The sequence below is a fragment of the Mesorhizobium sp. M6A.T.Ce.TU.002.03.1.1 genome, from assembly GCF_003997275.1.
GTDB lineage: Bacteria > Pseudomonadota > Alphaproteobacteria > Rhizobiales > Rhizobiaceae > Mesorhizobium > Mesorhizobium mediterraneum.
The window spans coordinates 20,209-36,829 of record NZ_RZTI01000021.1 but is presented as its reverse complement, the minus strand read 5'-3'; the positions used below and the strand labels follow the sequence as shown (position 1 = coordinate 36,829).

At 61.4% G+C, this 16,621-nt stretch carries 16 protein-coding genes; 9 read left to right on the top strand and 7 right to left on the bottom strand.

Annotated features, from left to right (window positions below; genetic code table 11):
- The first annotated feature begins 80 nt into the window (after positions 1–80).
- Positions 81–944, top strand: coding sequence for a DMT family transporter (locus EOC93_RS09490; RefSeq protein WP_127204465.1), 864 nt, complete (start codon positions 81–83; stop codon positions 942–944).
- A 215-nt stretch (positions 945–1,159) separates the two neighbouring features.
- Here EOC93_RS09490 and EOC93_RS09485 read toward each other — a convergent pair whose 3' ends face one another.
- Positions 1,160–2,200 carry a zinc-dependent alcohol dehydrogenase family protein gene (locus EOC93_RS09485; protein ID WP_127204464.1) on the bottom strand — a complete coding sequence of 347 codons (1,041 nt, stop codon included), beginning with the start codon at positions 2,198–2,200 and terminating at the stop codon, positions 1,160–1,162.
- Between the two features lie 32 nt (positions 2,201–2,232).
- Entirely contained in the window at positions 2,233–2,883 is a 651-nt protein-coding gene (gene maiA / locus EOC93_RS09480; RefSeq protein WP_127204463.1) for a maleylacetoacetate isomerase, read from the bottom strand.
- Between the two features lie 301 nt (positions 2,884–3,184).
- On the opposite strand from maiA, the gene EOC93_RS09475 reads away from it, so the two are divergent.
- A complete protein-coding gene (locus EOC93_RS09475) occupies positions 3,185–3,868 on the top strand; it encodes a response regulator transcription factor (RefSeq protein ID WP_126106185.1) in 684 nt (227 codons plus the stop codon).
- A gap of 291 nt (positions 3,869–4,159) precedes the next feature.
- Here EOC93_RS09475 and EOC93_RS34715 read toward each other — a convergent pair whose 3' ends face one another.
- Positions 4,160–4,501: a hypothetical protein gene (locus EOC93_RS34715; protein ID WP_245461420.1), complete on the bottom strand. Its 342-nt coding sequence runs from the start codon at positions 4,499–4,501 to the stop codon at positions 4,160–4,162.
- 787 nt (positions 4,502–5,288) lie between these two features.
- On the opposite strand from EOC93_RS34715, the gene EOC93_RS09465 reads away from it, so the two are divergent.
- The gene (locus EOC93_RS09465) at positions 5,289–5,837 is read left to right on the top strand and encodes a hypothetical protein (RefSeq protein ID WP_127204462.1); all 549 of its coding nucleotides are present in this window, start codon (positions 5,289–5,291) and stop codon (positions 5,835–5,837) included.
- A 156-nt stretch (positions 5,838–5,993) separates the two neighbouring features.
- Here EOC93_RS09465 and EOC93_RS09460 read toward each other — a convergent pair whose 3' ends face one another.
- Positions 5,994–7,334, bottom strand: a complete 1,341-nt coding sequence (locus tag EOC93_RS09460) for a hybrid sensor histidine kinase/response regulator (protein ID WP_127204461.1) — start codon at positions 7,332–7,334, stop codon at positions 5,994–5,996.
- A 9-nt stretch (positions 7,335–7,343) separates the two neighbouring features.
- Positions 7,344–8,579, bottom strand: a complete 1,236-nt coding sequence (locus EOC93_RS09455) for an FIST signal transduction protein (RefSeq protein ID WP_101954494.1) — start codon at positions 8,577–8,579, stop codon at positions 7,344–7,346.
- A gap of 139 nt (positions 8,580–8,718) precedes the next feature.
- On the opposite strand from EOC93_RS09455, the gene EOC93_RS09450 reads away from it, so the two are divergent.
- The 5 genes from EOC93_RS09450 (at position 8,719) to EOC93_RS09430 (ending at position 14,579) form a co-directional block, all read left to right on the top strand.
- Complete coding sequence (locus EOC93_RS09450) at positions 8,719–9,150, top strand: nuclear transport factor 2 family protein (RefSeq protein ID WP_127204460.1); 432 nt, start codon at positions 8,719–8,721, stop codon at positions 9,148–9,150.
- Between the two features lie 259 nt (positions 9,151–9,409).
- On the top strand, positions 9,410–9,910 hold the full coding sequence (locus EOC93_RS09445) for a (2Fe-2S)-binding protein (RefSeq protein WP_127204459.1): 501 nt from the start codon (positions 9,410–9,412) through the stop codon (positions 9,908–9,910).
- A gap of 148 nt (positions 9,911–10,058) precedes the next feature.
- Entirely contained in the window at positions 10,059–12,407 is a 2,349-nt protein-coding gene (locus tag EOC93_RS09440) for a xanthine dehydrogenase family protein molybdopterin-binding subunit (RefSeq protein ID WP_127204458.1), read from the top strand.
- Between the two features lie 122 nt (positions 12,408–12,529).
- Positions 12,530–13,327, top strand: a complete 798-nt coding sequence (locus EOC93_RS09435; protein WP_095485532.1) for a xanthine dehydrogenase family protein subunit M — start codon at positions 12,530–12,532, stop codon at positions 13,325–13,327.
- Between the two features lie 229 nt (positions 13,328–13,556).
- Positions 13,557–14,579, top strand: a complete 1,023-nt coding sequence (locus tag EOC93_RS09430; protein WP_127204457.1) for an acyltransferase — start codon at positions 13,557–13,559, stop codon at positions 14,577–14,579.
- Positions 14,580–14,589: 10 nt separating this feature from the next.
- On the opposite strand, the gene EOC93_RS09425 is transcribed toward EOC93_RS09430, so the two are convergent.
- Positions 14,590–15,087, bottom strand: coding sequence for a GNAT family N-acetyltransferase (locus EOC93_RS09425; RefSeq protein ID WP_245458007.1), 498 nt, complete (start codon positions 15,085–15,087; stop codon positions 14,590–14,592).
- A gap of 20 nt (positions 15,088–15,107) precedes the next feature.
- On the bottom strand, positions 15,108–15,872 hold the full coding sequence (locus EOC93_RS09420; RefSeq protein ID WP_126106191.1) for a copper homeostasis protein CutC: 765 nt from the start codon (positions 15,870–15,872) through the stop codon (positions 15,108–15,110).
- A gap of 249 nt (positions 15,873–16,121) precedes the next feature.
- On the opposite strand from EOC93_RS09420, the gene EOC93_RS09415 reads away from it, so the two are divergent.
- Positions 16,122–16,577, top strand: a complete 456-nt coding sequence (locus tag EOC93_RS09415; RefSeq protein ID WP_126106192.1) for a carboxymuconolactone decarboxylase family protein — start codon at positions 16,122–16,124, stop codon at positions 16,575–16,577.
- The last annotated feature ends 44 nt before the right edge of the window (positions 16,578–16,621 follow it).

The following is a 16,621-nucleotide window of genomic DNA, read 5'->3' as shown; positions in this document are numbered from 1 at the left end:
GTTTTGCAAAACTGTACCTCATTGTCTCTGGTGGCGCCATGCGTCCGGCCCGATAGAGGCGAGAGCATCAGGAGCGTGCGATGGACAAGACGGCGGGTGGTTGGATGAACGGATTCGTGGGCGTGCTGATTTTCAGCGGATCGCTTCCGGCAACGCGTGTTGCGGTGATGGATTTCGATCCGGCCTTCCTTACCGTCGCCCGTGCTGCCACGGCAGGCATACTCGGCCTCGCGCTTCTGCTCATTTTTCGCCAGAAGCGCCCGGAGCGGCAGGGTCTGTTGTCGCTGGCCATCGTGGCGCTCGGCGTCGTGGTCGGCTTTCCCTTGCTGACCGCGTTGGCGCTCAAGCATATCACCTCGGCCCATTCCATCATCTTCGTCGGCCTGTTGCCGCTGGCGACCGCGATCTTCGGCGTTATTCGTGGCGGCGATCGCCCCAAACCGGCTTTCTGGCTGTTTTCGTGCCTTGGCAGCGCCCTTGTTGCCGGTTTTGCGGTGACGCAAGGCGTCTCGGCCTCGCCGGTAGGCGACATGCTGATGCTGGCCGCAATCATCCTGTGCGGACTGGGTTATGCGGAAGGAGCCACGCTGTCGCGTAAACTTGGCGGCTGGCAGGTGATCTCATGGGCGCTGGTGTTGTCGCTGCCGGTCATGCTGGCCCTGACGCTCATCACCATGCCGCCGTCGCTCGAAAGCGTCGGCAACGCCGCCTGGATCGGACTGGCCTATGTCTCGCTGTTCAGCATGCTGATCGGCTTTGTGTTCTGGTATCGCGGACTGGCGCAAGGCGGCATCGCCGCGGTCGGGCAGTTGCAGCTTCTCCAGCCTTTCTTCGGCCTCGGGCTGGCGGCAATGCTGCTGCACGAGCAGGTCAGTCCTGCCATGATAGCGGTCACTGCCGCCGTCGTGCTTTGCGTGGTCGGCGCGAAGAAATATGCGAGATAGGCGTCAGCCCTTCTTCCTTCTCTCCCCTTGTGGGAGAAGGTGGCCGAGCGAAGCTCGGTCGGATGAGGGGTGCTGGCCGGATCACTCCATTGAAGACGTAAACGCCTAAAATCCTTCGATATTTCACGCCGCGTTTCTTCCAACACCCCTCATCCGTCTCGGCGCTGCGCGCCGATCCACCTTCTCCCACAAGGGGAGAAGGGAGAGCCGCACGGCTAGAACTTCGTCACCACGCCGATTCCGATGCCTTCGAAGCCGCCCATCGCCATCAAGGCCGCGGGCGCCTCGTCGAGGCTGATTCGCTTGCCGACCAGCAGTTCAGGCTTGAGCTTACCGGTGCGGATCATCTCCATCATCGCCTGGTAGCGGTAGGCCTGCATGCCGTGGCTGCCGCGGATTTCGAGCTCGAAGGCGATCACCTTGTCCATCGGGATCTGCGGCCTGGCGTGTTCGCCGAGCATCAGGCCGACCTGCACATGGCGGCCGCGCCTGCGCAGGTTCGCGATCGAGTTGAACGAGGTACTGGAATGGCCGAGCGCGTCCATCGACATATGCGCGCCGCCATTGGTGATCTGCTTGACCGCCTTGACCACATTCGGCGTCTTCGAGGCGTTGATCGTCGCCACCGCGCCGATCTTGCTGGCAAAATCCAGCTTCTCGTCGGTCAGGTCGATCGCGATCACGTTGGCGCCCATGGCGCTGGCGATCATGATCGCCGACAGGCCGACGCCGCCGCAGCCATGCACCGCCACCCATTCGCCGGGCGTCACCCGGCCCTGGTCGACAATGGCGCGGAACGAAGTGACGAAGCGGCAGCCGAGGCTGGCGGCGGTGGCGAACTCCATCTCGTCCGGCAGGCGGACCAGATTGGTGTCGGCATGGTCGATGGCGACATATTCGGCGAATGAGCCCCAGGCGGTGAAGCCTGGCTGGGACTGGTGCTCGCAGACCTGATGGTTGCCCGAACTGCATTCGAAGCAGTGGCCGCAGCCGACGGCGAACGGCACGGTGACACGCTCGCCGGCCTTCCAGCGGGTCACCTGGCTGCCGGCGGCCACCACGACGCCGGCCAACTCGTGGCCGGGCACGTGCGGCAGGCTGATGCCGTCGTCATGACCCATCCAGCCATGCCAGTCGCTGCGGCAGAGCCCGGTCGCCTCGACCTTGATGACGACGCCGTCCAGGGCCGGCTCCGGATCGGGAACGGTCTGGATCGTCGGCGTTTCACCGAACTTTTCGAAGACGACGGCTTTCATCGGCAATTCCTCATGCTTTTATCCAACTCGCTCTATTCGGCATCGATCTGGTTCTCGGGTGCCGCCTTTTGGAAGGCCGGCAGCGCCATGCAGGCGGCGTGGATGCGTGTGATCGTCGGGTAGGGCGCCAAGTCGACGCCGAAACGGGCGTTGCTGGTGACCTGAGCGACCAGGCAGATGTCGGCCAGCCCCGGCGTGTCGTCGTGGCAGAATGTCCCGGTTTCGGACGAGGAAGCCAGAATTTTTTCAAGTGGCTGGAAGCCTTCGTTCACCCAGTGCCGGAACCAGTTGACGACGTCCTCGTCGCCGGCGCCGAACAGAGTGCGCAATGATGTCAGCACACGCAGATTATTCACCGGATGGATGTCGCAGGCGATCATCTGCGCCAGCATCCTGACGCGGGCCCGGCCAAGGGCGTCCTGGGGCAAAAGCGGCGGTTCGGGCCTGGTCTCATCCAGAAATTCGATGATTGCCAGCGACTGCGTCAGCAGCGTGCCGTCGCCCATGATCAGTGCCGGCACCAGCCCCTGGGGATTGACCGAGAGATAGGCGGGCTCGAGATGCTCGCCGTGCCGAAGATGATGCGGCACGTATTGGTAGGTCAGGCCCTTCATCTCCAGCGCGATCCGCACCCGGTAGGAGGTGGAGGAGCGGTAGTAATTATGAAGGACGAGGTCGCTCATTCCTGCACATTCGGCCGATTTGCCCGACCGGGCAAGGCTTGGTGGTCCGAAAATTGCCATCTCAGAGACCGTTTGGAAATTCTACTCTGGCGGCCATCTGATGGCGTTTTCTGCGCTTCCGGTGCTCACGGACCAGATGTCCGCTGCGCTTCGGTTCTCGAAACCACCATCATATGACTCGCCAGAGCGAATTTCGAAACAGTCTCTCAGCCCTTCGGCCAAGAATGGCGATGTACTATTTGCCAATAATCTGGCCATGGTCACTGGGCTATTCTATCCTGCCTGAACCGAAACGAATGCCATGACCGCAGTCAACGATCGCGCCCGGTTTCTGATCATCGACGACCACCCGCTGTTTCGCGAGGCGCTGCACAGCGCTGTGCAAATGGCCTATCCGGACGTCGACACTGTCGAGGCGCGTTCGATCACCGAGGCATTTGAGCTTCTGGCGGATGCCAAGCCCTTCGATCTCGCGCTGCTCGACCTCAGCATGCCGGATGTGCATGGCTTCGACGGGCTGCTGCAGCTTCGGACCCGCTATCCGCGCCTGCCGGTGGTCATCGTTTCGGGGCATGAGGAGCCCAAGATCATTTCCGAGGCGCTGTCCTATGGCGCGGCCGGCTTCATCCCGAAATCGGCGCGCAAGAGCGATCTGGCCGCCGCCATCCGCTCGGTGATGGAAGGTGCGATCTACGTGCCCGAAACCTACGAAGGCCAGCCGCCGGACGCCAACAGCACCGACCGCGCCGAAATGGTGCAGCGGCTTGCCAAGCTGACGCCGCAGCAATTGCGGGTGCTGCAGATGCTGCGCCAGGGCTTGCTCAACAAGCAGATCGCCTACGAGCTGCAGGTCGGCGAGACCACGGTCAAGGCACATGTCTCCGAGATCCTGCGCAAGCTCAACGTCTACAGCCGGACGCAAGCCGTCATCGAGGTTTCGAAGCTCGACAGTGCCGAGCTGTTTCGCGGCCAGGCGGGGTTTTAGGCGCCGGCTGCGGACAGGCGTCCGTTACGCACGACGAAAGTCACGGCGATCGAACATAGAGTTCTTGCGGTCGATGGCGTCGAGCGCGCCTGCCGTGCCGGCCACCGCGAACGTTGGGAATTTGGCCGAGATCTCCCACCTTTCGTCATCCCAGGGCGAAGCAGGAGCGAAGCTCCGTCGCGGAGACCCTGGGATCCTGCCGTAACCTTGGCCGAAGGGTGCCGTGGAGCAGAATTCTGCACCGCAGCGGTGCTCTCAAGTCGCGGCATGGATCCTGGGGTCTGCGCCGAATTACGGTGACAGTGCACCATTTTTCTGTCGTCGCCTGCCTCGCTTTCCTGGTTTCACGGCTTTGCCGATTTGCTCGGCAATCCGGTCCAGAAACGCGTCATTGCCCAACGGCCGACCGATGCTCTCGGCCTTACGCAGCGCGTCGAAGGCCGCGACATCCGTGTCGAGCAAATCGAACAGCCCCGTCGCCGATAGCAGCCGGTCCTTCATCGGCCTCAGATCCGTAACGCCGTCGGGTTCATCCGTCAGATGCGCTCGAGCGCTTGACCAGGGCCAATCTGCCGCCTGCTTCACCAGTCCTGCGCGCACAGGGTTCAGTCCGACATAGCGCACTGCCGACAAGAGGTGATCCTCGTCGATGGCGACGGCACCGAAGCGACCTTGCCAGAAATGCCTGGTTCGCTTTTGCCGCGCGTGGATGGTCCCTGCATAGGCGCGGTGCACTTTGGCGAGCGCGCCGCAGACCGTCCGCGTCAGCCGGCGCCAAGATCAGGTGCACGTGGTTCGGAATCAGGCACCACGCCCAGATGCCGACATCGGCGAGCTGGCAATGCTCGACCAGCAGTCTCTTGTAAAGTGCATAGTCTTCGAGTGTGAAAAACACCTTAGCGCGCCCGTTACCTCCGCTGCGTCACGTGGTGCGGCATACCGGGAGCGACAATGCGGGCAAGGCGAGCCATGCGCTCAACCTACACACAATGACGGCTGTCCAACATGACAAAGTGCACTGTCACCGTAATTAGATCTATCTCCGTCTCCTGGTGCCAAAGGAGCTGGTGCGATCGGGGCATTCGGGGATATAGTAGCGATACAGCGGTGGGGGCCGATATGAATCCGAAATTTCTAGTTGTTGTAGCCATGTTGGCTCCGTTTGCTCCGGCTAACGCCCATTCGGATGAGTATGCGTCCGCGGTTTTTCAGGTATACGGCGACAATTGCTCTCTTGATTTTCTCAAGAACATAGCCGTGCAGCGGCCCTGCGGAAGAGGACATCGAGAAGATCAAGCGATACTTTGAAGGGAAATACCACTCTGAATGCACCCCGTTTTATAAAAACGAGGTCTACCCTCGGGAAGTCCATTTTCAATTATCCAGATGGGATATCTTCGGGAGGGACGGATCGAGCGTATTGAATGACAAAGAACTCATGCGGTTCGGAAGTTATTTACGTCTTTCTAACTTTGCCAAGCAGTATGAGTGTGGAAATCTAATTGATAAATATGTCGATGACTACGGCTATTTGGAGTCAAAACTTGTATCTCATGATGTGGAATCTGTGTCCAGATATTGGATTGAATTTGAAGAATACATAAAGTTTCAGGCCCGCATGGCCTTTAAGAACGAAATGTGCCAGTTCATTAGCACATATAGCGATATGAAGATCGTCACCGTTAAAGACGAGAAAGAAACGATTCAAGCTCGCTACGCGGAATTGGTTGATACTCTGGTTAGAGATCCAAGCTTTCTTAGTGGCGTACTAAACGGAAACCATAACAGTCAATTCACCGAGGTCGGTGGAAGCTATCAAGGGTTTCTCGAATATGTCCAGGGAACATTTGGGGTTCTGACAATCGATCTCGCGCTGTTTCAGAAGCTCCAGAAACACTATTACCCGGATGCCAGTGGGAACTGGACCGGACTTAAGACCGACGAGGAATATGGCCCAATAGACCGCTAGGACGATATCGACCTTAGCGGCAGGGTGCCTTAGGGATAGTCGTCGCTGCCCTTTCCACTGGCTTTTCGCGCTGTCGAGTGTCGGGAATAACGGTGACAGTGCACCATTTTTCTTGCCGCTTGCGGTCTTCTGCGAGTGTCTTTTGAGGAGAAGGGATCAAGCCAGCAAATGCGCCAGCAGCGCGCGCAGTTGTGCCGGTTTCAGCGGCTTGCGCATCAGCTCGATGCCGGCCGCGCGGGCGGCTTTGGCAATTTTTTCCGAACCGTCGGCGGTGACGATCAGCGCCGGCACGGCACGGCTGAGATAATCGCGGACCTCGGCGATGGTCGTGGTGCCGAGATCGCCGCCGTCGAGATGCTGGTCGGCTATGACGATGTCCGGCACCCAGTCCGTATCGCCAAGCATGTCGAGCGCATCACCGGTCGAGGTGGCGGGGCGCACCAGGCATTGCCAGCGCTCGAGCAGCGACGTCATCGCCTGCAGCACCTCGATGTCGTTCTCGACCAGCAGCACCTTGGTGCCGAACAGACCGTAGCCGCGCGGCCGCTCCATGTCGGCGGTGCTGGCAATGGCATCGACGCTAGCGCCGATCCCGACCGGAACGTCGATATGAAAAATCGTGCCATGTCCGACCTTCGACGAAAACGTCACGGGATGGCCGAGTGCGGCGGCGATGCGGCGCACGATGGCCAGGCCCAATCCCAGCCCGCCGCCGGCAAGCCCGGCATCGGTCGGGATCGTGCCGCGGTGGAATTCCTCGAACACGGCCTCGCGCTGGTCGTCGGGTATGCCGCAGCCGGTATCGGCGACATCTATGCGGATCGTGTCGCCGCGATGCCTGGTGCCGACCAGCACGCCGCCGGAGCGGGTGTAGCACAGCGCGTTGGAAAGGATGTTCTGCAGGATACGGCGCAGCAAGGTGCGGTCCGAGCGCACGACGGCGTTGACCGGCCGGAACTTTAGCGTCAGGCCCTTCATTTCGGCGACCGGCAGGAAATCCGAGCGCAGCGACGAAAACAGCATCTCCAGGCTGACGTCGCCGATATCGGGCTGCACGACACCGGCGTCGAGCTTGGAAATGTCGAGCAGGGTGCGGAGCAGATCCTCCATCGTCTCCAGCGACCGCTCGACCTGCCGGACCAGTTTTTTGCCTTCGTCGCTGGTCTGCACTTCGGCCAGCGCCGAGACGGAGAGATGCGCGGCGTTCAGCGGTTGCAACACGTCGTGGCTGGCGGCGGCCAGGAACCTGGTCTTGGACAGGTTCGCCAGCTCGGCGTTTTCCTTGGCCGCGCTGAGATCGATATTGGACTGTTCCAATCTACGCAGTGTCGAGTGCAATTCCTCGGTGCGCGTACGCACTCGATTCTCGAGCGAAATCGCGGTCTGGAACAGCGAGAACGCGTTGCCCTGCTGTTCCATAGAGCGCTCGACGCGGCTGACGAGGGCTGCGTTGATCTTCTTCAGCTTCTCCAGGTCGTTGATGTTCCTGAGCGGCATAAGAACCTCCTACTCCGCCGCCTGCCGCTCTCCGAAAGCGATGCCGGTGAAAGTCTGGTTCAGATGCATCGACCGGTACTGTTCGCCATAGGTGCCGAAGCCGATGACGTTGTTGACCTTGTAGAGTTCCGAAATCTCTCGAAAGACCTGGCGGTTGCGCGCGTCGAGCCTGCGCAGCACGCAGTCGAAACCGAGGATCATGTCGATGCCGCCAAGCCTTTCCTCGACATCCCTAAGGGCGGCCCGCGTCGATTCGACCATGTTCTTGGGCTGGGCGATGGAAAGGACGACGCCATCGTCGATGGCGCAGAAGAACGACAGCGAGCCGTCCGCGTGCATCTTCTGGATCGAGCGGCAGTAAAATTCGCCGCCCACTTTCAACACCACCGGGTGCGAGGCAAAACTCAGCGGCGTCAGCATCTGCGGGATGACGCCGACCGAGGCGGCATATTCCTCGGCGGCATTGGTGGCGTTGAATTCGCGCACGGTGCGGTGATCGGGATCGGATGCGGTCACCACCAGCTTCTCGTCGGTGGGGACGAAATTGTCGGTCTTGAACACGTGGAAAGGAATTTCCGTGGTGATCAGCACGATGATGGCGCTGTCGGAGGCAACCTTGCCGTTCGAGATCAGCCGCGTCGTCTCGAATTTCAGATCATCGCCCGCCGACCCGCCGATCAGCGGAATGTCGTCGAGCCCCCAATGGATGGCGGAGGTCACGGCTTCTTCGGCATAGGACAGCCCGTCGATGAAGCAGAGCGCGAAAGTGGTGTCAGCTCGCTCGTGCCCGACGCGCCCGCGTAACGAACGCCTCAGCGCCTCGACTTCGCCGGTGATCCCGTCCATGCCCGATGAGGACAGATTTTCGACCATGGTGCTGGCTGCCGAAAACGTTGCGGAGGGAAGCAGCATGGCCAGGACCTGGCCGTCCTCCAGGCCTTTGGGCGTAATCTCGCCGGCCGTCGAACAGCCGGCATAGAGGAGCGCCGGCGCTTGGGCTTTCAGCGCTTCCGAAAGGGCGACTGCCTCGACGAGGCTCTGCGAGAAAAACAGCAGGGCGAAGCCGGCATCGACGGCTGCGGCTTCCACCGCCACCGCCCGGGCGAACGCATCCGCGTCGGGTTCGTCGGTAGTGAGCACCGATAGGCCGCATGCATAGCGCGTCCGTGAACTGGCCAGCGGCTTCCTCCTCCATTCCTCCGACGCGCTTTTTGTGCGCGTCTGGCGCGCCGGCGTCGAGGGCATTGTTGTCTTCAAGCGCCACTTTGGCAATGAGCCAACATGACGGATTTGAATTTTCTGCTATTTTTGACGGCGTCAGCGTTCAGAAACTTCAAATCCAGAACCACACTGGCCAGAACTACACTGGAAGGGAGCGTGATCCATGGACGCCCAGGTCAGGAAGCTGTTCGAAAGGTATGAGCAGCTTTTCCGGAAATCCCTCGCCGGCGATGCCGACATGGACGAAGTCGCATCGGTCTACGCCTCCGCCTTCATCGCGGCGTCGCCTGCCGGCGTCATGGTCGGGAACAACGACGACCAGTTCAAGCAGGCTATGGAGCAAGGCTATGCTCATTATCGGGCGATCGGCACGAAGGAGATGCGAATACGCGATGTTCGCATCTCGCCGATAGACGAGCATCATTGCGTTGCCCACGTCGCCTGGACGTCGATCTATGCCCGAAAAGACGGACCGGACGTCACGATAGATTTCGACGTCCACTACCTCGTGCAGCAGCTGGGCGGAGAGCCCAAAGTATTTGGGTGGGTATCAGGCGACGAGCGGGAGGTTCTGAGAAAACACGGCATCGGCTGAAATCGGCTTGGCCAGCCCGGCCGCTGATGGCCGGAAGGCGGCATCGCACAGCGACCGTGTTTCGCTTCGTTGCGCCATTTCCTGTCTTTGCGTGACCGAAAGTACAATAGGCGGATTTTCGGACGAACTGCATTCTCGCAATCTCGGCATTCCGCGGCACTTTTTCCCCGTGCTTTATGCGGTATAAGAATAGCGGACAGATGGAGGGCTCGGGCAACACCGACGCCAGAACGACCAAGGTAGCACCCAGGGAGGTTTCATGTCGGACATATCGTTGACGGTCAACGGAAAGCGGGTAAGCGGCGCTGCCGAAGACCGTACGCTTCTGGTTCATTTCTTGAGGGAGAATCTCGGCCTGACCGGGACGCATGTCGGCTGCGACACCTCGCAATGCGGCGCCTGTGTGATCCATGTCGATGGCAAGGCGGTAAAATCCTGCACGATGCTTGCGGTGCAAGCCTCCGGGTCGAACGTCGTGACGATCGAAGGCTTGGCGGACGGCGCTGACCTGCATCCGGTGCAGGCGGCGTTCAAGGAGCATCATGGGCTGCAGTGCGGTTTCTGCACGCCGGGCATGATCATGGCGGCGACCGACATGATCAACCGTCACCCCGAAGGCCTCGACGAGGCCACGGTACGCGCCGAGCTCGAAGGCAACATCTGCCGCTGCACCGGCTATCACAACATCGTGAAAGCTATCCTCGCCGCATCGGAGACGATGGCCAAGGGGGCGAGGGGCAAGGCTAAGAAGGCCGCTTAGGGAAGAGGCGAATAGGGAGTGGCGAATAGCGAATAGGGTAAAAAAAACCCCAGCTCGCGTTCGCAGAGGAACCAGCAAGTTCACGATCCTTATCTTCCTATTCGCTAGTCGCTATTCGCTTCATGAAAATTCGGGAGGAATTTCTGCGATGGGCATTGAAGGTGTTGGCGCTCGTGTAGCGCGCAAGGAAGACAGGCGGTTCATTACCGGCGCCGGCCGCTATGTCGACGACATGGTGGTTCCCGGCATGAAGCATGCGGCCTTCGTGCGCAGCCCGTACGCGCATGCACAGATCAAGAAGATCGATGTCAAAAAGGCTCAGGCCATGCCGGGCGTCATCGGCGTGCTGACCGGCAAGGAGCTCAAGGCCGACGGCATCGGCAATCTCATCTGCGGGTGGATGATTCATTCCAAGGACGGCTCGCCGATGAAGATGGGGGCATGGTCGCCGCTGGCCTTCGACAGGGTCCGCTATGTCGGCGACGCGGTGGTCATCGTGGTCGCCGAAACCAAGGGCCAGGCGCGCGACGCGGCCGAAGCGGTCGACATCACCTATAAGGAATTGAAAGCAGTCGTCGATGCTCCGAAGGCGCTCGAAAGGAGCGCACCACAGATCCATCCGGAAGCCGACGGCAACCTGATTTTCGACTGGGAGCTCGGCGACAGCACGGCGACCAACGCGGCGATCAAGGCCGCTGCCCACGTCACCCGCATGAAGATCGTCAACAACCGGCTGGTGCCCAACGCCATGGAGCCGCGTGCGGCACTAGGCTATTACAACAACGCCGAGGACCACTACACGTGCTGGACGACCTCGCAGAACCCGCATCTCGCGCGCCTGGTGATGAGCGCCTTCTACAATGTCGCGCCGGAAAACAAGCTGCGCGTCATCGCGCCGGATGTCGGCGGCGGCTTCGGCTCGAAGATCTACATCTATCCGGAAGAAATCATCTGCCTGTGGGCCTCGAAGAAGACCGGCGTGCCGGTCAAATGGGTGGCCGACCGCACCGAGAGTTTTCTCACCGACGCCCATGGCCGTGACCATGTCTCGACAGTGGAAATGGCCTTCGACAAGGACAACAGGATCACCGGACTGAAGGTCGACACCATCGCCAATCTCGGTGCCTACATGTCGCTGTTCTCGTCCTGTGTGCCGACCTATCTCTACGCGACGCTGTTGTCGGGCCAGTACGATATTCCGGCGATCCACGCCAATGTGCGCGCCGTCTACACCAACACCGCGCCGGTCGACGCCTATCGCGGGGCAGGGCGGCCGGAGGCCACCTATCTGCTCGAACGCACGATGGAGACCGCCGCTCGCGAATTGGGCGTGTCACCGGCGGAGCTTCGCCGAAAGAACTTCATCACATCGTTCCCGCACCAGACGCCGGTCATCATGAATTATGACGCCGGCGATTATGCCGCCTCGCTCGACGCGGCGATGGCGGCTGCCGATTATGCCGGCTTTGCCGAGCGCAAGGCCGCCGCCGCAAAGAGAGGCAAGCTGCGCGGCATCGGCTTGAGCAATTATATCGAGGCCTGCGGCCTGGCGCCGTCGGCGGCGGTCGGCAGTCTTGGAGCGGGTGTCGGCCTTTGGGAAAGTGCCGAGGTGCGCGTCAATGCCGCCGGCACGATCGAGGTGCTGACCGGCTCGCACAGCCACGGCCAGGGCCACGAGACGACCTTCGCGCAACTGGTCAACCAGCGCTTCGGCGTGCCGATAGACAGCGTCTCGATCGTCCATGGCGATACCGACAAAGTGCAGATGGGCATGGGCACCTATGGTTCGCGCTCGGGCGCCGTCGGCATGTCGGCCGTCGCCAAGGCGCTCGACAAGGTCGAGGCCAAGGCCAAGAAGATCGCCGCGCATCTGCTCGAGGCCGACGAGGGCGACATCGTCATCGAAAACGGCGCGTTGAAGGTCACCGGCACCGATAAGAGCGTGCCGTGGTTCCAGATGGCGCTTGCCGCCTACACGGCCCACAACCTGCCCGGCGGCATGGAGCCGGGGCTGAAGGAGACGTCGTTCTACGATCCGTCGAACTTCACCTTCCCGGCCGGCTGCTATGTCTGCGAGGTGGAGATCGATCCGGAAACCGGCGTCACCGAGATCGTCCAGTTCGTCGCCGCCGACGATTTCGGCAACATCATCAACCCGATGATCGTCGAAGGCCAGGTGCATGGCGGCGTCGCCCAAGGCATCGGCCAAGCCTTGCTGGAAGGCACCCGCTACGACGCCAGCGGGCAGCTTTTGACGGCGAGCTATATGGACTACACCATGCCGCGCGCCGACGACCTGCCGTCGTTCAAGGTCTCGACCTCGAACACGCCGTGCCCGGGCAATCCGCTCGGCATCAAGGGCTGCGGCGAGGCCGGCGCCATCGGCTCACCGCCGGCGGTGATCAACGCCATCACCGACGCCATCGGCATCACCGATATCGCCATGCCGGCATCGCCGTCCACGGTCTGGGCAGCGATCCGGGCGACGAAACACTGAAACAGGAGTGAGTAGTGAATAGTCAGTAGTGAATAGTTACGATTGAGGCAAAATCGACCGGCATTACTACTCACTACTCACTACTCACTACCAACTACCCACTATTTCACGGGAGACTCCCAATGTACTCAGTCAACTATCACCGCGCCGCCTCCGTCGCCGATGCCGCCAAGCTGCTCAAGAGCGGCGATGCAAAGCTTTTGTCGGGCGGCATGACGTTGATCCCCGCGATGAAGACACGGCTTGCCGCGCCTTCCGACCTGGTCGACCTGTCGCGGATCAAGGACCTGCAAGGCGTCAAGGTGTCGGGCAAGACCGTCACCATCGGCGCGGCCACCACGCATCACGATGTCGCCAGCGACGAAAAGCTGAAGAGGGCGTGTCCGGCGCTCGCCCATATGGCGTCCCGGATCGGCGACCCGGCGGTGCGCTACAAGGGCACGATCGGCGGCTCGATCGCCAACAACGATCCGGCGGCCGACTATCCGGCAGCACTTCTGGCGCTCGACGCCACCATCGTCACCAACAAGCGCGAGATCGCCGCCGGCAAGTTCTTCACGGGCCTGTTCGAGACGGCGCTGAAAGACGGCGAGATCATCACTGCCGTGACCTTCACCGCGCCGGCCAAGGCGGCCTATGAAAAGTTCCGCAATCCGGCCTCGCGCTATGCGATAGTCGGGGTTTTCGTGGCCAAGGGCAAGGACGGCGTCAGGGTCGCCGTCACCGGGGCCGGCGACGACGGCGTCTTCCGTTCGAAGGAAATCGAGGCGGCGCTGACCAAGAGTTTCACGGCCGCCGCCCTCGACGGCATGAAGATTTCGGCGAAGAATTTGATGAGCGACATCCACGCCTCGGCCGATTATCGGGCCAATCTGATCGCGGTGATGGCCAAGCGCGCCGTGGCTGCCGCCAACGGCTGAAGATATCGATTGCCGGCCCTGGGATTGCCAGCTTTGGGAAAGGGGCCTTCGCGGCCCCTTTTTCGTCGCTCTCGGGTCAGATGGCCGGACATGCCAGAGTGTTGCCATCTCGCACTTGCACAACATTCTATTGCACTGCAATATGCCTGGAGGAAATGCGAGCCGGGGCTCGGAGCGCACAGTCATAGTCTGCAGCCCTTTCGCATCATTCAAATGCGAAGGGACCGGCATGACGGATATCTCCGCGACGCAGCTTGTCGTGTCTCGGTCCGCCGCCGACACATCGTCACGAACAAGGCTGGCCTATCTCGACGGATGGCGCGGCCTGTCGATCGCACTGGTGCTGATCGGCCACTTCTTTCCCGTTCCCGGAATCAACCTCGGTGTCATGGGCGTCGAGTTCTTTTTCGTGCTCAGCGGCCGGCTGATGGCCGAGATTCTCTTTATCGAACGCTATCCGCTCAAGGCGTTCTTCAAGCGCCGGTTCTCCCGCATTTATCCGGCGCTGCTGGTTTTCGTCGTCGCTTCGATGGTTGCCTTGTCCGGCACCTTTGTCGCCTTCAAGTGGAAGGCGGCGCTGACGGCGCTGACATTCACCTACAATTATGCCGGAATTCTCGTTAGCCGCGCCGGCGCGCTCGACCATATCTGGTCGCTGTGCGTCGAAGAACATGCCTATGTCATCCTGGCGCTGATCAGCTTTGTTGTTTCGGGGCGTGCCCGCGTTGTCGTGCTGCTCAGTGCGCTGTCGGTGCTGGCCATGGCGAACGGCGCGATTTCGTACTGGGTCTTCGGCATGGACTACGAATCCACCTATTGGCGAACCGACGTGCACATCGCCTCGATCCTGCTGTCGGCGGTGATATGTCTGCTCAAGGCCGACGACAGGCTGCCGGCCTTGTTCAAGGGGCCGCATGTCGCGGTTGCGGCGTCCGTCGGGGCGGTTCTTCTGTTCATGGATATGGTGCCGACGCCAATCCACTATCTGATCGCGGTGCCGCTGTTGGCGCTTGCCGTCAATTCGCTCGACTTCAGCGCTCGTTACCTGACCGGATTTTTGTCCGCCTGGCCTATGGCGACGCTGGGGCTGTGGTCGTATTCGCTCTATCTGTGGCAGCAGCCGTTCTACAAGTTCGTCTATTCGCAGGGCAGTGCGCCGCTGCTGATGCTGGCCGGGGCGTTCGCGTGCGCTTTGTGCAGCTATTACATCGTCGAAAAGCCGGCTCGCGCTTGGCTGAACCGCAACTGGTAGAGTTGTCGCCTCAGCCGGTGATCTGCCTGGTATAGTAGCGCACCGCCTTCTTGCCGCCATGGATCACCGCATCGCCGACCTCGACGAAGCCGAGCGCTGCGTGAAAGGCATCCGAAGCCGGATTGGGCGGCTCGGCATTCACCTCGCAAGTGACGACGGTCTGGCCGGCACGCGAAACATGGTCGAATAGATCCTCATAGAGCCTGCGGGCATGGCCGCGGCCACGCGCTTCTCCCGCGACGACGACACGGTCGACATAGACGAAGCGCGGATAGCGCTCGCGAAACCACAGGAAGTTCGGGCTGTCGTAGCGGGCCTGCTGGTCGAAGGTCATGATGAAGGCTTCGAGCGCACCGATGCGACGCGCATAAAACGCCTCGCCGAGCAGGAAGGACAGGCGCTCTGGCTCAAGCCACGACAACTCGGCCGCGTGCTCGTTGTTGAGGGCGAGGACGGCGGGCTCGTCCTGCGGCGAGACTTTTTCGATCGGCAAGCGTGCTTGCGTCACGTGTTTTCTTCCTTCCGGGATCATGCTCTCGCCGCCGCAATCGTCGTCGCCACCAGCGCCGCGTCGGTCACCGTGTTGCGGTACTCGCGGTCGAGGTCGGTGCCGCCCATGCCAACCTGGGGATTGCGGTAGCGCATGGCGCTCGGCACGTCCTTGAGTGCGGCGAAGTGCATTTCCGTCAGTCCGGTTTTTTCCCGCACCTCGGCGATATTCCTCGGGTCGAGCCCGCCGCAGCCGAGAATGATGATGCGCTTCCCCGCCTGCCGGACGAGGTCCGCCAGCAGGGCTATGCCTTCCAATGCGGTGTCGCGCTGGCCGCTGGTCAGCACGCGGCCGACCTTGCTGCGGATCAGCGCTTCCAGCGCTTCTGCCGGATCGCGCGTCATGTCGAAGGCACGGTGGCAGGTCACGTTCAAGGACCCTGCCGCCTGTGCCAATTCGCTCATGCGCTTTTCGTCGATGGTGCCGTCGGCGCTCAGGCAGCCGACGACGACACCGGCCACGCCAAGCTCGCGCAGCGCGCGCACATCGGCGAGCATCGAACTGTATTCGGCCTCGCTGTAGAGAAAATCGCCGCCGCGCGGCCGCACGATGACGTGGAATGGGATCGTCGCCAGCTCAAGCGCGGCGCGCACGGTGCCAAAACTCGGCGTGATGCCGCCTTCGACGAGGCTGGCGCACAGCTCGACCCGGTCGGCGCCGGCGACCTGGGCGGCGAGCAGGCCATCTATGCCTTCGACGCAGATTTCGATCAGCGGCAGGCGAGGGCGTTCGGTGTCGGTCACGGGGGCATCCGTTGCTGATTCAAGACGTGCAGCCCTAGCATCGGGCCCCTTGCCGTGAAAGCCGGAACTATTGGCTCAACGCGCGACAGGTCGTTGCCGTTTGCATTGCCGCCAGTTCCTCACTTGACACATTCATAACCCGTGAGTTATGCGTCAATTCATAACCAATCAGTTATTGTTTTGCATGGACGGCGCGACATCCGGCTCGGCAGAACGCACTCGCACAAAACACGTCTGAACGAGACCACCATGCAAGCAAGACTGAAAGACCCTGTGCTTCTCATTCCCGGCGCGCTGCAGGCGCTGCTCGCGCTGGACAAGTCGACGGAAACGGCTGACCTGCCCAATGTGACACGCAAGCTCGTCCATTTGCGCGCCAGCCAGATCAATGGATGCAGCGTCTGTATCGACATGCATGCGCGCGAATTGAAGAAGGCCGGCGAAAAGGACGAACGCGTCTTCACCGTATCCGCCTGGCGGGAGACGCCGTACTTCACAGACGCCGAACGCGCGGCTCCTGCGCTTGCCGAGGCAACAACCCGGCTCTGCGACCGGCCGGACCCGGTGCCGGACGCGATCTGGGACGAGGCCGCCCGGCACTATGACGAGAAGGCGCCTGCCGCCCTGGTCGTCCAGATTGCCCTGATCAACGCCTTCAATCGCCTCAACGCCGCCACCAGGCAGATGGTCGGCGCCTGGGGGTGAGCCGGAGCGGCTCGCCGATCTGCGCCGTGGCTGGTTTCGCGGCG

Bases quoted from the DNA above. Each gene is read 5' to 3' on its own strand.
- EOC93_RS09490 (WP_127204465.1), top strand. From the start codon at position 81: ATGGACAAGACGGCGGGTGGTTGGATGAACGGATTCGTGGGCGTGCTG.
- EOC93_RS09485 (WP_127204464.1), bottom strand. From the start codon at position 2,200: ATGAAAGCCGTCGTCTTCGAAAAGTTCGGTGAAACGCCGACGATCCAG.
- maiA (WP_127204463.1), bottom strand. From the start codon at position 2,883: ATGAGCGACCTCGTCCTTCATAATTACTACCGCTCCTCCACCTCCTAC.
- EOC93_RS09475 (WP_126106185.1), top strand. From the start codon at position 3,185: ATGACCGCAGTCAACGATCGCGCCCGGTTTCTGATCATCGACGACCAC.
- EOC93_RS09460 (WP_127204461.1), bottom strand. From the start codon at position 7,334: ATGCCGCTCAGGAACATCAACGACCTGGAGAAGCTGAAGAAGATCAAC.
- EOC93_RS09455 (WP_101954494.1), bottom strand. From the start codon at position 8,579: ATGCCCTCGACGCCGGCGCGCCAGACGCGCACAAAAAGCGCGTCGGAG.
- EOC93_RS09450 (WP_127204460.1), top strand. From the start codon at position 8,719: ATGGACGCCCAGGTCAGGAAGCTGTTCGAAAGGTATGAGCAGCTTTTC.
- EOC93_RS09445 (WP_127204459.1), top strand. From the start codon at position 9,410: ATGTCGGACATATCGTTGACGGTCAACGGAAAGCGGGTAAGCGGCGCT.
- EOC93_RS09440 (WP_127204458.1), top strand. From the start codon at position 10,059: ATGGGCATTGAAGGTGTTGGCGCTCGTGTAGCGCGCAAGGAAGACAGG.
- EOC93_RS09435 (WP_095485532.1), top strand. From the start codon at position 12,530: ATGTACTCAGTCAACTATCACCGCGCCGCCTCCGTCGCCGATGCCGCC.
- EOC93_RS09430 (WP_127204457.1), top strand. From the start codon at position 13,557: ATGACGGATATCTCCGCGACGCAGCTTGTCGTGTCTCGGTCCGCCGCC.
- EOC93_RS09415 (WP_126106192.1), top strand. From the start codon at position 16,122: ATGCAAGCAAGACTGAAAGACCCTGTGCTTCTCATTCCCGGCGCGCTG.